Source organism: Mesorhizobium sp. M0960 (assembly GCF_040319055.1).
Classification (GTDB): Bacteria; Pseudomonadota; Alphaproteobacteria; order Rhizobiales; family Rhizobiaceae; genus Mesorhizobium.
The window spans coordinates 15,665-33,194 of record NZ_JAMYNN010000016.1 but is presented as its reverse complement, the minus strand read 5'-3'; the positions used below and the strand labels follow the sequence as shown (position 1 = coordinate 33,194).

Here is a 17,530-nt window from a genome sequence, read left to right as displayed (position 1 = left end):
TGGGTAAGTTTATTTTTTATTGACGCATCAATCAACAAAAAATTCAGCCTGATTTGCTGGCAAATGCCAGGCGTTATGACCAGATATCAAGATCAAGCGATTGTGCGGTTCTGGCCCCTTCACGAAACCGGCGGAACGGTTCATCCTTGAACAATGCCGAGCGGCCGCGACATCGCGCAGCCGGGCCTGCAGGATGGAGATCGCCATGACAGCATGCATCGTCGGTTGGGCGCATTCGCGCTTCGGCAAGCTCGAAGGCGAGACGCTGGAGGGCCTGATCACCAAGGTGGCGGTCGAGGCGCTCGATCATGCCGGCATCGGTCCAGATGACGTCGACGAGATCGTGCTCGGCCACTTCAACGCCGGGTTTTCCGCCCAGGATTTCACCGCGAGCCTGGTCCTCCAGGCAGACGACCGGCTGCGCTTCAAGCCGGCGACCCGCGTCGAGAACGCCTGCGCCACCGGCTCGGCGGCGGTCAGGCAAGGCATCCGCGCCATCGACGCAAATGCCGCCCGTATCGTGCTGGTGGTCGGCGCCGAGCAGATGACGACGACGCCCGGTCCTGAGATCGGCAAGAACCTGCTCAAGGCCTCGTATCTGCCGGAGGATGGTGACACGCCGGCAGGCTTCGCTGGCGTCTTCGGCAAGATCGCTCAAGCCTATTTCCAGCGCTACGGCGACCAGTCGGATGCGCTGGCGATGATCGCCGCCAAGAACCATAAGAACGGCGTCGACAATCCCTACGCGCAGATGCGCAAGGATTTCGGCTACGAGTTCTGCCGGCAGGAAAGCGAAAAAAACCCCTTCGTCGCCGGTCCGCTGAAGCGCACAGACTGCTCGCTGGTTTCGGACGGCGCCGCCGCCCTTGTCCTCGCCGACACGGCGACGGCGCTGAAGATGCGCCGCGCCGTCGCCTTCCGCGCCAATGAGCATGTGCAGGATTTCCTGCCGATGTCGAAGCGCGACATCCTCGCGTTCGAAGGTTGCGAGCAGGCCTGGAATCAGGCGCTGAAGCAGGCCGGCGTGACGCTCGGCGACCTGTCCTTCGTCGAGACGCATGACTGTTTCACCATCGCCGAGCTGATCGAGTATGAGGCGATGGGCCTGGCCAAGCCGGGCGAGGGCGCCAAGCTGGCCTTGGATGGCGATACGGCGAAAGACGGAAGGCTGCCGGTCAATCCGTCCGGCGGGCTGAAGGCCAAGGGCCACCCGATCGGTGCCACCGGCGTATCGATGCATGTGCTTACCGCCATGCAACTCGTCGGCGAGGCGGGCGGAATCCAGGTGCCGGGAGCAAAGCTCGGCGGCATCTTCAACATGGGCGGCGCGGCGGTCGCCAACTACGTTTCCATTCTCGACCGGATCAGATAAAAGCGGCCCCGCATTACAGCGCGCGCGCCGCTTCGCGCGCGCAAAAGGGCGCTATATCGCTTTGATTTTGCGCATGATCCTTTTCGAAAATTGATTCCGAGTTTCGAGATCATGCGCTAGCGGGGAATTCATGACAAATCCGGTTCTGGTCGAAGTTTTGCGCGGCGCTATCGTCGAGAGCGCGCATCGCGGCGCTGTTGCCGTCTTCGACGCCGACGGCAAGCCTGTCTGGGAGATCGGCGACACGGCACAACCGGTGTTCCCGCGTTCGGCGGTCAAGGCGATCCAGGCGTTGCCGCTGGTCGAGAGCGGCGCTGCCGATGGCTACGGCTTCGGTGACCGGGAGCTGGCACTGGCCTGCGCCTCGCATTCCGGCGAGCCGCCACATGTCGAGCTCGCGAGGGCTATGCTGGCGAAGGCCGGCCTGGACGAGACGGCACTCGAATGCGGCGCGCATTGGCCGTCGAGCCATGGGGCGACGCTGGCGCTTGCCCGCGCCGGCAGCGTGCCGAACGCGCTGCACAACAATTGTTCCGGCAAGCACTCAGGCTTCCTATGCACCTGCGTTCACAGCGGCATCGCCCATCGCGGTTACGTCAAGGCTGGCCATGCTTCGCAGGAGATGGTGCGCGAAGCGATGCAGGCGGTGACCGGTGCTGCCCATGACGCCGATCACCGTGGCACTGACGGTTGCTCGATTCCGACCTATGCCGTGCCGCTGCGCAGCTTTGCGCTTGGCTTTGCCCGCATGGCGACAGGCGCCAGCTTCGAGCCGGTGCGCGCCCGGGCGGCGAAGCGGCTGCTTTCCGCCTGCATGGCCGAGCCGTTTTTCGTCGCCGGCACTGGCAGGTCCGACGTCGCGATGATGGAGGCCGCGCCTGGCCGGATCTTTGCCAAGGGGGGCGCCGAGGGCGTCCATTGTGCCGCCCTTCCAGAGCTTGGCCTTGGCATCGCGCTGAAATGCGACGACGGCGCCGGCCGCGCAACTGAAGTCATGCTCGCGGCCGTGCTGTTAAAGCTTTTGCACGCAGACCAGCCGCTGGCGGCAAAGCTGATCGAACAGGCAAATCCGCCTATCGAAAGCCGGATCGGCGCCAAAGTCGGCGCGCTCCGGCCCACCGCCGCCCTCAACTGACGTGATTGCGCTCACGGTCAAATGCGCATAGCCGGCATTGCCTGACGCGGCGAGGTCGCCGGTCACCGGCTCGGCCCAGCGCTGGCCGACGATCGCGCCGTTCTGGACTCCGTCGATGACATTGTCGGAGATGATTGCCGTCCCGGCACTTTCGACCACGGTGACGACGATACCGGTCCCCGCCTTGCGGATGACGTTTCCCGTGGCGACCACATTGCGCATGAACGGTCCCCAGCCGATCTGCATGCCGTAGAGCGGCGCATTCTCAACGACATTGCCGGAAACGGTGGTGTCTGCCTCGACGCTGATGCCGACGCCGAAGCCGGGCGCATCGGCAGGGTAGGGGCCGCTGGTCGACAGGTTGCGGACGATGTTGCCGGAGCAGACCCCCATGCGGCCGCCTTCGTTGAAATTGACGATCGAAATACCGTTCGCAGCACTATCGACGATGTTGTTGCTGATGATGGCGCCTTCGAATGAGAATTCGGAATACACGGCCGTTTCGCCCGAGCGCGAGCAGGTGTTGCCGGTGATCTGCAAATTGCTGGCACTGTTGGCGCGGATAGCCGAAAACGCGCAATCCGAAACAATATTGCCGGAGATGATGACATTGCCGGCGCAGAAGGCATTGATGCCGTTGCCGTTCTGGCCGGTTCCGCCGCTGCGCGCCTGGATGCGTTCGACGCGGTTGCCGCTGACGATGGTACCATCTTCCGCCGCCTGCCAGCGGTGCACCAGAATGCCGCCATTGGCGCAGTCGGAGACGCTATTGCCTGATATTTCCAGGCCATCGGCCTCGACCGAATAGATGCCGGCATCGGCCGCATCGGATATCTCCGAGCGTTCGATACGGCCCGAGGCGTGTTCGAGCGCCAGACCGTTCTTGCCGCTGCCGGTAAGCTGGCAATTGTCGACGACGAGATGGGCGATGCGGCGCAGATCGAGCAGGCCTTGCGTATAATCGCCCATCCAGTGGTTGCTGCCGTCGAACACCAGTCCACTGAGTTCGATATGCTCGGCCTGTTCCGCCATGATGAGATGGCCGTTGCCGCCATAGACGATCCGCGATGCGCCCGCCACGCCGGACAGGCGAACGCGGCCGGGCAGCGACAGGTTGGAAACGATATAGGTCCCCGGCGGCAGGAACACCGGCATGTCGCGAACGTGCGCTTCGCGCAGCAGCTTGGTGAAAGCCTTGCTCTGGTCCTCAAGCGCGCCGGGCCGGACGCCGAGATCGGTCGCATTGATCGCCCCGCGCATCGCGGCTTTGTCGATGCCGGGCAGGTTTTCCGCCGCTGCCTTGCCGAGCGAAAGCCCCATGACGGCAAAGCCGGCGGTCTGCGTAAGCAGCGTTCTTCTGTTCAACATCGGCACAGATCCCTTGCGTCCAACGCTCACGCGGCAGGATTCGTGCCAGACGGGATCGGCCCCGAGGTCGGGTTTGCCGGCTATGGCTTGTGGAGTCGTCGCGCCGGGCCTAAGTTCATCGGATGAGCAGGGCCTTCACCCGCGAGGAAGACAGCGAAAACGCCATTGCCGGCATCGGCGAGCGGCCGATCAGCCATCACCGCAATCTGGTGACGGAACACGGCCTGGCGCTGATCGATGCGGAGGTGGCCGCTCTGCGCGACGAACTGGGCAGAGCCGAAAAGAGGGCCGACCGCGAGCGCATCGCGCTGGTGTCGCGTGATCTCCGCTATTGGACGGCGCGGCGTGAAAGCGCCGAGCTTTCGGTGCCGGAACCGGGCAGCGACATGGTTCGCTTCGGTATGGGCGTCACACTGGAGAGCGACGACGGCAAGAAGGTGCACTGGAAGATCGTCGGCGAGGATGAGGCCAACCCGGCCAAAGGGTCAATTTCCCATATGTCGCCGATGGCGATGGCGCTGTTCGGCAAGAAGGTCGGCGAAATTGCCGTGGTTAACGGCAAGGAATGGGAGATCGTCAAGCTCTCCGATAGTTAGTCTTCGAGCTTGACGACATGGTCGCGGAAGAACGCCGCGGCACCGGCCTCGTCGATTTCGCCGGCGGCGACGCCCATGACGAATTCGTAAAGCATGCCGTCATTGGCCGACAGGGCATAACCATTCACAATCAGAAATGCGCCGGCAGCGACAATGGCGGTGCGTTTGTTGCCGTCGACAAAGGCATGATTTCGGGCGATGCCGAAGACATAGACGGCGGCGAGTTCTTCAACCGACGGGTCTCCGTAGTTGGCTTTGTTCTCCGCACGGGCGAGCGCCGATTCAATGGCATTTTCATCCCTCAAGCCTTGTGCTCCGCCGTGTCGGCGCAACTGCTCGGCGTGCATCGCTTCGACTGCACGCCGCGTCAGAAACTCCCAGCTCATTCGGCGAGCTTCTGAAGCGCGACCTTGTATTTGTCCATGACCTCGCGGGCAGCTTTCATTTGCCGCTCGAAGCTGTCGTCCACCGGCTTCAGCGCAAGACCGTCACCTGTTTCAACGATTTGAAGCTGGTCGCCGGCCTTCAGGTTCAGACGATCGAGAAGCTCCCTCGGTAGGATCACGCCTTCGGAATTGCCGATCTTGCGAATGGTCGTGTTCATGGTGAGACATCCTGTTGCAACGCCGATTATAACTCAGCGTGTCGGTCGTTGCAACGGGCATTATAACAAAGCGTCAGCCCGCCTGCAGCAGCCGATCCATCAGCCGCTCCGCCGCTTCCGGGATGACCGTGCCGGGCGGGAAGATCTCCGCTGCGCCTGCCTGCCGGACTGCATCGTAATCCTTCGGTGGAATGACGCCGCCGGCGACGATCAGCATGTCGTCGCGGCCGAGCTTCTTCAGCGCCTGTTTGAGTTCGGGAATGAGCGTCAAATGGCCTGCCGCCAACGACGAGGCGCCGACGATGTGCACGTCATGCTCGACCGCCAGCTTGGCGATCTCGTCCGGCGTCTGGAACATCGGCCCAACGGTGACGTCGAAGCCGAGATCGGCAAAGGCGGTGGCGATCACTTTCTGGCCGCGATCATGGCCGTCTTGCCCCATCTTGGCGACCAGAATACGCGGCTTGCCGCCGGACTTCTCCTCGAACGCTACGACCTTGTCCTGCAACCGGTCGACCACCGGATTGTCGCCAAGCGCGTTGCGATAGACGCCGGAGATCGTCTGCACCGAGGCGACATGGCGGCCGAAGACCTTTTCCAGCGCCAGCGAAATCTCGCCGACCGTGGCATTGGCGCGCGCCGCCCGGATGGCGAATTCCAGCAGGTTTTCGTTACTCCCGGCAGCACGGGTCAGCGCATCGAGCGCGCTCTCGACGGCGGCGACGTCACGCGTGCCTTTCAGCCGCTGCAGCTTCGACAATTGCCGCGCCCTGACTTCCGCGTTGTCGATCCTCAGCACGTCGACTTCGATGTCCGTGCCGGGACGGTGGGCATTGACGCCGACCACGATCTGTTCGCCGGAATCGATGCGCGCCTGGGTGCGCGCGGCAGCCTCTTCGATGCGCAGCTTCGGTAGGCCCTTTTCGATCGCCGCGGCCATGCCCCCGAGGCTCTCGACCTCCTCCATATGGGCGAGCGCGCGCGCCGCCAGATCATGCGTCAGCCGCTCGACATAGGCAGAGCCGCCCCACGGGTCGATGCTCCGGGTCGTGCCGGATTCCTTCTGCAGGATGAGCTGTGTGTTGCGGGCGATGCGGGCCGAATGATCGGTCGGCAGCGCCATTGCCTCGTCGAAGGAATTGGTGTGCAGCGACTGCGTGTGGCCTTGAGTCGCCGCCATCGCCTCTATCATGGTGCGGATGATGTTGTTGTAGGGGTCCTGCGCCGTCAGCGACCAGCCCGAAGTCTGGCAATGGGTGCGCAGCGACAGCGAGCGCTCGTCCTTCGGCGAAAAGTTCTTCAGCATCAGGCTGGCCCACAAAAGGCGCGCTGCTCTCAGCTTCGCGACTTCCATGAAGAAATTCATGCCGATCGCCCAGAAAAACGAGAGGCGCGGCGCGAAACGGTCGATGTCGAGGCCGGCCGCGACGCCGGCGCGGGCATATTCGATACCGTCGGCAATCGTGTAGGCGAGCTCGAGGTCCGCCGTCGCTCCCGCCTCCTGCATGTGGTAGCCGGAGATCGAGATCGAATTGAACTTCGGCATATGCGTCGACGTGTAGGAAAAAATGTCCGACACGATCCGCATCGAAGGTTTGGGCGGATAGATGTAGGTGTTGCGCACCATGAACTCTTTCAGGATGTCGTTCTGAATGGTCCCAGTGAGGTCCTTCTGCGCGACGCCCTGTTCCTCCGCCGCCACGATATAGAGCGCCATGATCGGCAGCACCGCGCCGTTCATCGTCATCGATACCGTCATCTCGTTAAGCGGGATGCCCTCGAACAGCTGGCGCATGTCGAGAATGGAATCGATGGCGACGCCGGCCATTCCGACATCGCCAGCGACGCGCGGATGGTCGCTGTCGTAGCCGCGATGCGTGGCGAGATCGAAGGCGACCGACAGGCCTTTCTGGCCGGCGGCAAGGTTGCGCCGGTAGAAGGCGTTGGACTCTTCGGCCGTCGAGAAGCCGGCATATTGCCGGATCGTCCAGGGTTGCTGGACATACATCGTCGGATAGGGGCCGCGCACGAAGGGCGGCAGGCCCGGATAGGTATCGAGATGCGGCAAGCCCTTGAGATCGCCCTGGTTGTAGAGATGCTTGACGGCGATGCCTTCCGGCGTCATCCGCTGGCCTTTGACCTCGACCGGCGCCCGCCGTGGCGGCGACCAGGCGATCTGGCTGAAATCCGGGATCATGGCACGGCTCCGATCGACTGATCGATGCGGATCGGAAACAGCGGCTCGCACACCGCAACGCCTTCGGTGAAGGCAGGCCGCCGCTCCGCCGCCAGCGTCTCGACCGGACGCTCGGTCTTCGACGGGTGCAGCGTCGTGCCGACGATCGCCCGTTCGCCCGCCTGGTAGGCAGCGTTGCGGCGGGCGGAAGCTGCCTGCACGCGTCTCTGGACGTGGCCTTGTTCGAGGCTGGTCAGCACGCCGCCTTCCGCCTCGATCTGCTGGAACTCCTGCCAGGCCGCCGCGCAGAGCTCCGCAGTCAGGGTTTCGACGGCGCCCGAACCGCAAGCCGGATCGGCGACGTGGTCGATGTGGCTTTCATTGGCCATGATCAGTTGCGCGTTGCGGGCAACGCGGCGTGCAAAACCCGCGGGCAGGCCGTGCGCGATGGTATGCGGCAGGATGGCGATCGAATCCGCCCCGCCGGCGGCAGCGGCAAAAGCGGCGATGGTGGTGCGCAGGATGTTGGTTTCCGGGTCGGCCGCCGTCATCATCCTGAAGGAGGTTTCGGCATGGATGCTGGCGGTGGAGGGCGGTATCGAGCAGGCCTCCTGGACACGCGCCCACAGTCTCCGCAACGCCCTGACCTTGGCCGTCGACACGAACTGGTCCTGGTCGACGCTGAGCGCAAAACCGATATGCGGCGCCGCATAGACAAGCGGCTGGCGCGCCTTCTCGAACAGCCTCAAATAGGAGACTGCCGAGGCGAGCATCGTGCCAAGCTCCTGCGCCTCGGTTGCGCCGGCATTGTGGAACACCCGCCCGTCGGCTTCCAGCAGCACGCCGGGCACCCCCATCGAAAAGAAATGTGCGAGCGACTGCGGCATCGATGCCTGCAAAGCTTCGATCGACATGCGCAGCCTGCCGGTCCCGGCAAATATCGCCGCCGGATCGATGCCGAAGGAGAGGTTGAGCTTTGCCGGGTCGGAGCGGCGCTTGGTCAAGAACGCCACCAGCCAGTCGGCCACGGCGCGGCTCCAGGGATGGGCATCGATGCGGATCTGGATGCGGTTGAGCGGCACGCCGTCGAGCACGCTCTCCAGCGCCTCGGCCGTCCTCGGCAAGCCATAGCCGAAGGCGTTCGGCGCGCCTTCGAAGACAAGCGACAGTCCGGTAGCACCCTGCGCGACGTCTTCCAGCGCCTGCGCCCTGGCGCGGCCTATGTCCGGATCGTCGATACGCTGGCTGACGATCCACGGTGATCCCGGGTTGGCGCGCACGACAGGCTCGACGGTCACCGAACGCTCGTAGAGCGGCTCGATGCGGATGGCGTCGTCCGTATGCGAGACGAGCTTTTCCTCGAAGGAACCGCCGGCCAGCGCCTTCTCCGCCAGCGCCAGCCATCGTTGCCGGTCGGCGCTCGGAAGGTCGGCATCATGGGTCAAGGCACCGGCGCCCATCCGTTCTCCTCGTTCTAGTGGCCGTGTCAGCCTACTATGTCAGTCTACGGTCCCCGGTCCCATATCACAATGCAGCACACATGCCGTGCAACTCGCCTTCCGTGACGGTGACCGTCAACCGATTGCCAAACATGGGCAGGTTCCGCAAGCTCCAAAAGCCATTTTCGAGGATGCCCATTGTCGCTGCGCAATGGCCTCACTATACCTGCGGCGGGCCTCCCTTTTCTTCAAGGGGATCAGGGCATTCAACCCTATAGGTTTGCGGAGACCGGACACATGGCCGACGACACCAGTATCTTCATGGGAGCCAGCCGCAAGCCGGACGACAGCTATCAGCGGCCGGAACGGCTTTTGCTGCAATATGGCAATCGTCACGGCCTGGTCACCGGCGCGACCGGCACCGGCAAGACGGTGACCCTGCAGATATTGGCCGAGGGTTTCTCCAATGCCGGCGTGCCGGTATTCTGCGCCGACATCAAGGGCGATCTGTCGGGTATCGCCATGATGGGCACAGCGCAGGATTTTCTGGTCAAGCGGGCCGAGCAGGTCAAGCTCGATCCCTATGAGTTCCAGGAATTTCCGGTCATCTTCTGGGATCTGTTCGGCGAGCAGGGTCACCCGATCCGCGCCACCATCTCGGAGATGGGGCCGCTGCTTCTGTCGCGGCTGATGAACCTCTCCGAGGCGCAGGAAGGCATTATGAACATCGCCTTCCGCATCGCCGACGAGGAAGGCCTTTTGCTGCTCGACTTGAAGGACCTGCAGTCACTGCTTGCCAACATCGCCGACCGCGCCGAAGAGATCGGCGCCCGCTACGGCAATGTGACGAAACCTTCGGTCGGCGCGATCCAGCGCACGCTGCTGGTCCTGGAGCAGCAGGGCGCTGCCAATTTCTTCGGCGAGCCGGCATTGCGGATCGCCGACATCATGCGCACCACGCGCGATGGACGCGGCGCCATCAGCGTGCTCGCCGCCGACAAACTGATGATGAATCCGCGGCTCTATGCGACGTTCCTTCTGTGGCTGATGTCGGAACTGTTCGAGGAACTGCCCGAGGTCGGCGACCCGGACAAGCCGAAGCTGGTCTTCTTCTTCGACGAGGCGCATCTTCTGTTCGACGACGCGCCGAAGGTGCTGATCGACCGCGTCGAACAGGTGGTCCGGCTGATCCGTTCGAAGGGCGTCGGCGTTTATTTCGTCACGCAAAATCCGCTGGATATCCCTGAAACGGTGCTGGCGCAGTTGGGCAACCGCGTGCAGCACGCACTGCGTGCCTATACGCCGCGCGAACAGAAGGCCGTCAAGACGGCGGCCGAGACGTTCAGGCCCAATCCCGATTTCGACTGTGCAACCGTGATCACGCAACTCGGCACCGGCGAGGCACTCGTCTCCACGCTGGAAGCCAAGGGCGTGCCGTCCATGGTACAGCGCACGCTGATCCGCCCGCCATCCTCGCGGCTTGGCCCCATCACGCCCGAAGAGCGCCGCAAGCTGATCACTGAGAGCCCGGTTTCGGGACAGTACGACCAGACCGTCGATCGCGAATCGGCTTTCGAGATGCTGCAAAAAAAGGCCAAGGACGCCCAGGAGGCACAAGCGCAGCAGCAGGAGAGCGGCCGTTCGCGCTGGACCATTCCCGGCTTCGGCAATGATGATCCCCAGCCAGCTGGCGGCCGCCGCGCGCCGCGGCCTTCCAACCGCCAGACGGTGGCGGAGGCGGCGATCAAATCCGTGGTGCGCTCGGTCGGCTCGTCGGTCGGACGGGCGATCGTGCGGGGTATTCTGGGGAGTTTGGCCAGGGGGCGGTGAGGGAGCATCGGGCCACCGAGTTTGACAAATGCTGTCTTGGCATCAAGCGCCAGTAGCCAGATCTGGAGGACAGCGGGCGGCGGCTATGCTCCCGTCTATTTGGCGGATAAGGTAAAGAGCCTCCGGGATGCGCCCGAGACTTGGGAGTGAACATGCCACCCCGCCTGCTCGCTCTAGTGTCCGCCTCTGGGATGCGGCTACCGCCCCTTCAGCGACCGACATGCGGGCATTGCAGCCTGCGGCCTTTGGGCCGATTGCGGACAGGCCGCCTTAGGCTGGGATACACGAGAGCCGACATTCAGGTCGTCGCGAACATCGTCGTGACCTGACCCTGACCCGCCCTTCATCAGCATATTACGCTGCCTGATAGCTGACATTCACGGCAACCAGCACCGAGACCCCAAAGCAGCCACTTGCTCGAGTAAATGCCTTGGCAGATCTTGTGGAGGATTACAGATGCCGGCCTTCTGTGGGAGGTGCCGTGCGCCGGGGCCGGCGTCCGGAAGCCCTCCAGGGAACGAACCCGCGGGTGGTGATCGCGGTTTCGACCCTATGGGAGATTTGACGAGAGCTGCCATTGCTCCTCAATAAGGCCCTCGCCGACATGGTTAGACACGGTCCAAGAACTCGAGCACCCGCCGCGTGAGCAGCGCGCTGGCAGCCGCCTCGTACGACGGGAGCGAGCTGTCGGCGAAGTAGTGCTGGTCGCCGGGATAGAGGAACAGCTCCGCGTCCTCGACCTTCTCCACGATCTCGCGAGCGGCGTCGATGTCGCCCTCGCCGACGAAGATCAGGTCGTTATCCATACCGTGGATCTGGACCGGGACGCCGTCCGGCCAGGGTCCGAAGGCCCACTCGCCGCTAATCGGCAGACAGGAGTGGAAGAGCAGGGCTCCGCAGGCACCGGGTCGTGTCTGTGTGAGCTTCTGCGCCGGCAGCACGCCGAACGAGAATCCGGCGTAAACGAGCTCGGGGGTCAGTTCGCCGGCGACGCGGACGCCGCGCTCCCGCATGTCGTCGAACCCGATCTCACCGATGTAGGCGAGACCCTCGTCAATACTCTGGAATGTGCGTCCGTCGAACAGGTCCGGCGTATGCACGGTGTGCCCGGCTGCCCGCAGGTCGTCAGCGAACGCGCGCACGCCGGGAGTCAACCCTTGTGCGTGGTGGAACAGCAGGACCTCGGCCATGGGAGCCTCCAGGTGGGACGTGGATTGCGGCGATAATTGCGAATCGCTTCGCAGAACTGCAAGCGATTTCGCTGTGCATCGAAGAACTTCCAAATGATGACAAGCCTCGGCGCATCGTCTTTCCCGGCGTGACGACGCGGGGGCCGATCTACACCAACAGATAGGCGGCGACGAAAATGCTTCCGGCGCCCACGTCCGCCAGACGGACGCACCGCGGCGGTAGTGTCTTGGTTCGAATTTCCGCCAAGGTCGACTCCGGCCGATGCGCGAAAGGCAGCTTGAAGGAGCGCCATGAAAGTCGCTTTAAGCGCGTCCGTTCGTTCAAGAACCCTAAGCTACCGAACGACCGAAATCGACGGCGAAGGACTGGCTGGGGTGGGAATGCGTCATTCCCAGCAGACACACGAATGACGCAAGCGCGCACCGAAGCGGACATTGATCCAGTTAGTCGCTCGGTGTTATGTCGCTTGGGCAACTGGCTCCTGTCAGCGGTTGGTTTGATCTGCATCAGCGGCAGTTTGCAGGCCTTTCTGTTTACTTGGAGTCACATCAGCATGGAATCACACGACGACGACCTTAAGAATTTCGAGGCCCATGGCGCTGCGCCTCTGCCCGTTACGAGCGATCAGGGCTTCGTGGATCACGACGGCGCTCGAATTTGGTACGCGACATACGGGTCCGGCTCTCCCGTGATCCTGCTGCATGGTGGCCTCGGCCATAGCGGTAATTGGGGCTATCAAGTTTCAACGCTGGTCAGCTCTGGCTATCGCGCCGTGCTCATTGATAGCCGCGGCCACGGCCGCAGCACGCGCGATCAGCGGCCTTTTACATATGAGTTGATGGCATCCGACGTGCTCGCCGTGATGGACGCGCTGCAGTTGGAAAAGACGGCCGTTGTGGGCTGGAGCGACGGCGCGTGCATCGCTTTAATCCTCGCAATGAACGCACCCGAGCGGGTTGCCGGTGTATTCTTCTTTGGCTGCAACATGGACCCCAGCGGCACAAAGGAATTCGAGCCCACTCCGACCGTCGACCGGTGTTTCAGACGGCACGCCAAGGACTATGCCGACCAATCGGCCACGCCGGACCAATTCAATGTATTTGTCGAAGCGGTCGGCAAGATGATGAAGAGCGAACCTAACTATTCTGCAGGCGACTTGACCCATGTCCATGTGCCCGTTGCGATCGTGCAAAGCGAGCACGACGAGTTCATCAAGCCCGAACATGCCGCATATCTCGCGCGGAGCATTCCGGCAGCGGAATTGATCATCCTGTCCGGCGTGAGCCACTTCGCACCCCTGCAAAGACCAGAGCAATTCAACGGCGTGATGCGTGCTTTCCTCGGCAAGGTTCTTTCTTGAAGGAAGATGACGCTCGGCGGCGGCTCGCAAGTCCGCTTTCGGGTCACGGCTTGCCGTAGGACTGCTCCGCAGGAGGGGCAGAGAAGGGCCGACTCAAGCCGTAGCGCGAAGGTCAGTTTTGGAGAAGCGCCGGGAATGGCAGCTCCTGGCGCCACCACGACCTCCAGCGCGGTCGCCTGCGACGTCAGCTTTCAGGAAACGGCAAAGCGAATCTATACGGCCGAGATTAGGCGCAAAGCGGTCATCCGACCGCTTGGCCTTCGGAAGACGTATTTGGATCATGAGCTATCCACCGGCGGCGTCTGCACAGAGCGCGGCAAAATCCGCTGCTCGGCGTAAACATCGGACCTGAAGGCGGGCACCGGCACGGGCAAGCCGAGGCTCGGCAAAACCAGCAGGAGCCGTGAGCCAATCGCGCCCCCGTGCTTCCGTCAGCTCAGAAGATCGAGTTCGTCACCGCTTTTATCGGGCCGAGCAGGATCGATCCTTCCGGCACGCCGGCGTCGATCGGAATGGCTTTGCGGTTTGCGGTCGCCACCATCGGCTGGCCGATATCGGCCGTCACCACGACCGGCGTCTTGTTCGGCACACGGTCGTAGAGATCGATGATATCCTGGTTCATCAGGCGCACGCAGCCTGACGACACCGACTTGCCGATCGACCGCCATTCCGGCGAACCGTGCAAGCGGTAGAGCGTGTCCTGGTTGCCTTGGAAGAGATAGAGCGCCCGCGCGCCAAGCGGGTTCTTGAGCCCGCCGGGCATGCCGCCATTCTCGGCGCTGTAGGGTTTCAACTCCGGCTGCCGGGAGATCATTTCGTCCGGCGGCGTCCATTTCGGCCATTTCTGCTTCCATTGGACCACGGCATCGCCCGACCATTCGAAACCGGCGCGGCCGAGGCCGACACCGTAGCGGATAGCCTGGCCGCCCGGGCGCACCAGATAGAGGAAGTGATTGGTGGTGTCGACGACGATGGTGCCTGGCTGCTGCCCGGTCGGATCGTCAACGATCTGGCGCAGGAACTGCGGGTCGATCTTGTCGACCGGTATGGCCGGCAGCTCGAAGCCGCCATCCGACATCGGCCCATACATCGTCACATAGTCGCCGAGCGCCGGCTCGACATAGGTCGGCGGCGGTGGCTCGACCGGTTGTTGCGACAGCGTGGTGCAACTGGAGACCGCGACCGAGGCGGCGCCAAGGGCTGCGGCGTTGAGGAAACCGCGACGGCTAAGGCGCAGAGAGGACGATGGGGGTGTGAACATGATTGCCTTTTTTTAAGTCTCAAATCGCAACAAAGCATGAATGCGCCCGGTTGCGCGCGGTTGCCCGAGCAATGCCCGGCGCGATAGGCGGTTCCAATTCTGGCCGCAGGGTGGACAAACAAAGGCAAAGCTGTGACTGGATCGTCACTGTTGCGCCCAGGCAACATGTCCGGCGTCAAACCCCGGAGATCAGACCATCGAGGGATGGCAGGATCAGGGCCGGTGGGAAATCCCGGTATTCCTCAGGCTGGTTGGTGCGGTTGATCCACACCGTCCTGAAGCCGAATTTGGTGGCGCCGGCGACGTCCCAGCGGTTGGAGGACTGGAACGAGACCGCGTCCGGGTAGAGGCGCCAGCCCGTGGTGACCATGTCGTAGACCGACGGGTCGGTCTTGAAGCGCCTGACGCTGTCGACGGAATAGACGTCGTCCAGAACCTGGTCCAAGGCGGCGGACTTGACGGCCGCCTCCAGCATTTCAGGCGAACCGTTGGACAGGATCGCCAGCCTTGCTCCCGATGCCTTGAGCGCCTTGAGCACGGCCGGCACCTCCGGATAGCAGTCCAGCCGCCAATAGGCCTCGAGCAGCTTCGCTTTCAGCCCGGCATCGGCGGATGGAACCTTGCGCAGGGCGAAATCGAGAGCCTGCTCGGTGAGCTGCCAGAAATCGGCATAGGCCCCCATCAGCGTCCTGACCCAGGAATATTCCAGCTGCTTGGCGCGCCAGATCTCGGACAGCAACTGGCCGTCCGGCCCGATCTGGTCGGCGTGACGGCGCACGGCCGCATGCACGTCGAACAGCGTGCCATAGGCGTCGAAAACGTAAGCTGCATGGTGCATGCGACAGTTTTGAGGCTGCGCAAGGCAAGGCGCAAGCGCTGATTGCAGTCCGCCAGCCCGCTGGCCTCAACAAATCTCAGCCAAACCGGTTGACGGCGGCCGCCAAAGCATCTTCCAATGCGCCGCAACAAGCATCGAACGGAACCTGGCAATGACACTGGCGACTGCGGCGCAATCCGCGACATGGACCTTCGTCGACGGCGACTGGTATGAGGGCAACGTCGCCATCCTCGGGCCGCGCAGCCATGCCATGTGGCTCGGCACCAGCGTGTTCGACGGCGCCCGTTGGTTCGAGGGCGTCGCTCCCGACCTCGATCGCCATGCAGCAAGGGTGAACGCCTCGGCGATCGCGCTCGGCCTGAAACCGACGATGAGCACCGACAAGATCGTCGGCCTGACCTGGGACGGGCTGAAGAAGTTCGACGGCAACACAGCGGTCTACATCAGGCCGATGTATTGGGCCGAGCATGGCGGCTATATGGGCGTGCCGGCCGACCCGGCCTCGACGCGTTTCTGCCTTTGCCTCTATGAATCGCCGATGATCTCGCCAGCGGGTTTTTCGGTGACGGTGTCGCCGTTCCGCCGCCCGACAATCGAAACCATGCCGACTAACGCCAAGGCCGGCTGCCTTTATCCCAACAACGGCAGGGCCATCCTCGAAGCCAAGATGCGCGGCTTCGACAATGCGCTCGTGCTCGACATGCTGGGCAATGTCGCCGAGACCGGGACCTCGAATATTTTCCTGGTCAAGGACGGCCATGTCCTGACGCCGGCGCCGAACGGCACCTTCCTGTCCGGCATCACTCGCGCGCGCACCATGGCCCTGCTTGGCGAGTACGGTTTCACGACGACGGAAAAGACGCTGTCGATCCGCGATTTCCTGGAGGCGGACGAAATCTTCTCGACCGGAAACCACTCGAAGGTCGTGCCGGTCACCCGTATCGAGGATCGCAATCTGCAGCCCGGGCCGGTGGCCAAGAAGGCGCGCGAACTCTATTGGGAATGGGCGCATTCGACTTCGCCCGGCTGACCCGCTAAAAAGCGGCCCGGCGCTTCGTTTCCGGAGTTGTTCCAGACCAATCCAGTCCTATGTTAGTCCGGTATCGACACCGGATTTTTCCACGAGGGAGTACGACCGATGGCTTTTGAATTGCCCGCCTTGCCCTATGATTACGAGGCTTTGCAGCCTTATATGTCCAAGGAAACGCTGGAATATCATCACGACAAGCACCACAAGGCCTACGTCGACAACGGCAACAAGCTGGCCGCCGAGGCGGGCCTGGGCGATTTGTCGGTCGAAGAGGCCGTCAAACAGTCCTTCGGCAAGAATGCGGGGCTCTTCAACAATGCCGCCCAGCACTACAATCATATCCATTTCTGGAAATGGATGAAGAAGGGCGGCGGCGGCAACAAGCTGCCGGGCGCCTTGCAAAAAGCGGTCGACAGCGATCTTGGCGGCTACGACAAGTTCAAGGCCGACTTCATCGCCGCCGGCACCACCCAGTTCGGTTCGGGCTGGGCCTGGGTCTCGGTCAAGGACGGCAAGCTGGCGATCTCGAAGACGCCGAATGGCGAGAACCCGCTCGTCCATGGCGCGACGCCGATCCTTGGCGTCGATGTCTGGGAACATTCCTACTACATCGATTATCGCAACGCCCGGCCGAAATATCTCGAAGCCTTCGTCGACAGTCTCATCAACTGGGACTATGTGCTCGAACTCTACGAAAAGGCCTGATCCGTTCCAGAAAGCCCCGGCAGAACCGGGGCTTTTCTTTTTCAGCATCAGAACGACAGTTGCAAAAATTTCACGCAAGCGTGAGGCGAAGCGTCGGAATTTTTAAGCCATCCTTGCCGTTTGTCATCGGGGTGGGACCGCACCCTGAATTGCCTTCAACATGGAGCCAAGTGAATGAGAAAGCTTATCCTCGCCATCTCGATGCTCGCCTTCGCCGGTTCGGCGGCATTTGCCGACCCGGTCGCTGACCGGCAGGCCCTGATGAAGGAACGTGGCAAGATCGCCGCCGGCTTGTCGAAAGTGGTCAAGGGCGAGACGCCCTACGACGCAGCTTCGGTGCTGACGGCGTTGCAGGCACTGCAGGCCAATGCCGAGAAATTCCATGCCGGCGTCGACGCGCTGTTCCCGGCGGGCAGCGACATCGGCGACACCACGGCGTCTCCCAAGATCTGGCAGGACATGGCCGGCTTCAAGACGGCTGAAGGCAAGTACCTCGCCGACGTCAAGGCGGCGGTCGCCGCGGCACCTGCGGATGCCGACGCGTTGAAGGCACAGTTCAACACCATCGGCGGCGGCTGCGGCAACTGTCATCAAAGCTACAGGGTGAAAAAAGGCTGATAGCGGG

16 protein-coding genes and 1 pseudogene are annotated in these 17,530 nt (G+C 62.8%); 8 read left to right on the top strand and 9 right to left on the bottom strand.

The window, feature by feature from the left end:
* Nucleotides 1-27: 27 nt before the first annotated feature.
* Nucleotides 28-207 carry a hypothetical protein gene (locus NKH63_RS24035; RefSeq protein WP_352483650.1) on the bottom strand — a complete coding sequence of 60 codons (180 nt, stop codon included), beginning with the start codon at nt 205-207 and terminating at the stop codon, nt 28-30.
* On the opposite strand from NKH63_RS24035, the gene NKH63_RS24030 reads away from it, so the two are divergent.
* Nucleotides 206-1,372, top strand: coding sequence for an acetyl-CoA acetyltransferase (locus NKH63_RS24030; RefSeq protein WP_352483649.1), 1,167 nt, complete (start codon nt 206-208; stop codon nt 1,370-1,372). The two genes, NKH63_RS24035 and NKH63_RS24030, sit on opposite strands and share 2 nt — an antisense overlap.
* 130 nt (nt 1,373-1,502) lie before the next feature.
* Nucleotides 1,503-2,507: an asparaginase gene (locus tag NKH63_RS24025; RefSeq protein WP_023718429.1), complete on the top strand. Its 1,005-nt coding sequence runs from the start codon at nt 1,503-1,505 to the stop codon at nt 2,505-2,507.
* Here the strand turns inward: NKH63_RS24025 and NKH63_RS24020 are convergent.
* Nucleotides 2,500-3,875: pseudogene (locus NKH63_RS24020) on the bottom strand (TIGR03808 family TAT-translocated repetitive protein). The gene NKH63_RS24025 and the pseudogene NKH63_RS24020 sit on opposite strands and share 8 nt — an antisense overlap.
* 122 nt (nt 3,876-3,997) lie before the next feature.
* On the opposite strand from NKH63_RS24020, the gene NKH63_RS24015 reads away from it, so the two are divergent.
* Nucleotides 3,998-4,471: a GreA/GreB family elongation factor gene (locus NKH63_RS24015; protein ID WP_023718427.1), complete on the top strand. Its 474-nt coding sequence runs from the start codon at nt 3,998-4,000 to the stop codon at nt 4,469-4,471.
* Here the strand turns inward: NKH63_RS24015 and NKH63_RS24010 are convergent.
* The 4 genes from NKH63_RS24010 to NKH63_RS23995 all read right to left on the bottom strand — a co-directional run bounded on the left by NKH63_RS24010 (nt 4,468) and on the right by NKH63_RS23995 (nt 8,711).
* Nucleotides 4,468-4,857, bottom strand: coding sequence for a type II toxin-antitoxin system death-on-curing family toxin (locus NKH63_RS24010; RefSeq protein WP_023718426.1), 390 nt, complete (start codon nt 4,855-4,857; stop codon nt 4,468-4,470). The two genes, NKH63_RS24015 and NKH63_RS24010, sit on opposite strands and share 4 nt — an antisense overlap.
* The gene (locus NKH63_RS24005; RefSeq protein ID WP_095496758.1) at nt 4,854-5,075 is read right to left on the bottom strand and encodes an AbrB/MazE/SpoVT family DNA-binding domain-containing protein; all 222 of its coding nucleotides are present in this window, start codon (nt 5,073-5,075) and stop codon (nt 4,854-4,856) included. Before NKH63_RS24005 ends, NKH63_RS24010 begins: the two co-directional genes overlap by 4 nt.
* Nucleotides 5,076-5,148: 73 nt before the next feature.
* A complete protein-coding gene (gene scpA, locus NKH63_RS24000) occupies nt 5,149-7,272 on the bottom strand; it encodes a methylmalonyl-CoA mutase (RefSeq protein WP_352483648.1) in 2,124 nt (707 codons plus the stop codon).
* On the bottom strand, nt 7,269-8,711 hold the full coding sequence (locus NKH63_RS23995) for a methylmalonyl-CoA mutase subunit beta (protein ID WP_352483647.1): 1,443 nt from the start codon (nt 8,709-8,711) through the stop codon (nt 7,269-7,271). Before NKH63_RS23995 ends, scpA begins: the two co-directional genes overlap by 4 nt.
* 276 nt (nt 8,712-8,987) lie before the next feature.
* On the opposite strand from NKH63_RS23995, the gene NKH63_RS23990 reads away from it, so the two are divergent.
* Nucleotides 8,988-10,520: a helicase HerA-like C-terminal domain-containing protein gene (locus NKH63_RS23990; RefSeq protein WP_023718421.1), complete on the top strand. Its 1,533-nt coding sequence runs from the start codon at nt 8,988-8,990 to the stop codon at nt 10,518-10,520.
* Between the two features lie 608 nt (nt 10,521-11,128).
* Here the strand turns inward: NKH63_RS23990 and NKH63_RS23985 are convergent.
* On the bottom strand, nt 11,129-11,710 hold the full coding sequence (locus NKH63_RS23985) for a dienelactone hydrolase family protein (RefSeq protein WP_023718420.1): 582 nt from the start codon (nt 11,708-11,710) through the stop codon (nt 11,129-11,131).
* Nucleotides 11,711-12,264: 554 nt separating this feature from the next.
* On the opposite strand from NKH63_RS23985, the gene NKH63_RS23980 reads away from it, so the two are divergent.
* Complete coding sequence (locus tag NKH63_RS23980; RefSeq protein WP_023718418.1) at nt 12,265-13,071, top strand: alpha/beta fold hydrolase; 807 nt, start codon at nt 12,265-12,267, stop codon at nt 13,069-13,071.
* 436 nt (nt 13,072-13,507) lie between these two features.
* On the opposite strand, the gene NKH63_RS23975 is transcribed toward NKH63_RS23980, so the two are convergent.
* Together NKH63_RS23975 and NKH63_RS23970 are read right to left on the bottom strand one after the other, a co-directional pair.
* Nucleotides 13,508-14,332 carry a L,D-transpeptidase gene (locus NKH63_RS23975; protein ID WP_352483646.1) on the bottom strand — a complete coding sequence of 275 codons (825 nt, stop codon included), beginning with the start codon at nt 14,330-14,332 and terminating at the stop codon, nt 13,508-13,510.
* 175 nt (nt 14,333-14,507) lie between these two features.
* Nucleotides 14,508-15,170 (bottom strand): haloacid dehalogenase type II, encoded by a 663-nt coding sequence (locus NKH63_RS23970; RefSeq protein WP_352483645.1) that lies wholly within the window; start codon nt 15,168-15,170, stop codon nt 14,508-14,510.
* Between the two features lie 151 nt (nt 15,171-15,321).
* Between NKH63_RS23970 and NKH63_RS23965 the strand changes: the two genes are divergently transcribed.
* From NKH63_RS23965 to NKH63_RS23955, 3 genes are all read left to right on the top strand, one after another.
* The gene (locus NKH63_RS23965; RefSeq protein WP_023718414.1) at nt 15,322-16,200 is read left to right on the top strand and encodes a branched-chain amino acid aminotransferase; all 879 of its coding nucleotides are present in this window, start codon (nt 15,322-15,324) and stop codon (nt 16,198-16,200) included.
* A gap of 108 nt (nt 16,201-16,308) precedes the next feature.
* Entirely contained in the window at nt 16,309-16,905 is a 597-nt protein-coding gene (locus NKH63_RS23960; RefSeq protein ID WP_023718413.1) for a superoxide dismutase, read from the top strand.
* A gap of 174 nt (nt 16,906-17,079) precedes the next feature.
* Nucleotides 17,080-17,523 carry a c-type cytochrome gene (locus tag NKH63_RS23955; RefSeq protein ID WP_023718412.1) on the top strand — a complete coding sequence of 148 codons (444 nt, stop codon included), beginning with the start codon at nt 17,080-17,082 and terminating at the stop codon, nt 17,521-17,523.
* The last annotated feature ends 7 nt before the right edge of the window (nt 17,524-17,530 follow it).

Excerpts from the sequence above, each read along its gene's own strand:
- NKH63_RS23965 (WP_023718414.1), top strand. The coding sequence starts at position 15,322 with ATGACACTGGCGACTGCGGCGCAATCCGCGACATGGACCTTCGTCGAC.
- NKH63_RS24005 (WP_095496758.1), bottom strand. The coding sequence starts at position 5,075 with ATGAACACGACCATTCGCAAGATCGGCAATTCCGAAGGCGTGATCCTA.
- NKH63_RS23970 (WP_352483645.1), bottom strand. The coding sequence starts at position 15,170 with ATGCACCATGCAGCTTACGTTTTCGACGCCTATGGCACGCTGTTCGAC.
- scpA (WP_352483648.1), bottom strand. The coding sequence starts at position 7,272 with ATGATCCCGGATTTCAGCCAGATCGCCTGGTCGCCGCCACGGCGGGCG.
- NKH63_RS24035 (WP_352483650.1), bottom strand. The coding sequence starts at position 207 with ATGGCGATCTCCATCCTGCAGGCCCGGCTGCGCGATGTCGCGGCCGCT.
- NKH63_RS24030 (WP_352483649.1), top strand. The coding sequence starts at position 206 with ATGACAGCATGCATCGTCGGTTGGGCGCATTCGCGCTTCGGCAAGCTC.
- NKH63_RS23960 (WP_023718413.1), top strand. The coding sequence starts at position 16,309 with ATGGCTTTTGAATTGCCCGCCTTGCCCTATGATTACGAGGCTTTGCAG.
- NKH63_RS24010 (WP_023718426.1), bottom strand. The coding sequence starts at position 4,857 with ATGAGCTGGGAGTTTCTGACGCGGCGTGCAGTCGAAGCGATGCACGCC.
- NKH63_RS23975 (WP_352483646.1), bottom strand. The coding sequence starts at position 14,332 with ATGTTCACACCCCCATCGTCCTCTCTGCGCCTTAGCCGTCGCGGTTTC.
- NKH63_RS23995 (WP_352483647.1), bottom strand. The coding sequence starts at position 8,711 with ATGGGCGCCGGTGCCTTGACCCATGATGCCGACCTTCCGAGCGCCGAC.
- NKH63_RS23980 (WP_023718418.1), top strand. The coding sequence starts at position 12,265 with ATGGAATCACACGACGACGACCTTAAGAATTTCGAGGCCCATGGCGCT.
- NKH63_RS24015 (WP_023718427.1), top strand. The coding sequence starts at position 3,998 with ATGAGCAGGGCCTTCACCCGCGAGGAAGACAGCGAAAACGCCATTGCC.
- NKH63_RS23955 (WP_023718412.1), top strand. The coding sequence starts at position 17,080 with ATGAGAAAGCTTATCCTCGCCATCTCGATGCTCGCCTTCGCCGGTTCG.
- NKH63_RS24025 (WP_023718429.1), top strand. The coding sequence starts at position 1,503 with ATGACAAATCCGGTTCTGGTCGAAGTTTTGCGCGGCGCTATCGTCGAG.
- NKH63_RS23985 (WP_023718420.1), bottom strand. The coding sequence starts at position 11,710 with ATGGCCGAGGTCCTGCTGTTCCACCACGCACAAGGGTTGACTCCCGGC.
- NKH63_RS23990 (WP_023718421.1), top strand. The coding sequence starts at position 8,988 with ATGGCCGACGACACCAGTATCTTCATGGGAGCCAGCCGCAAGCCGGAC.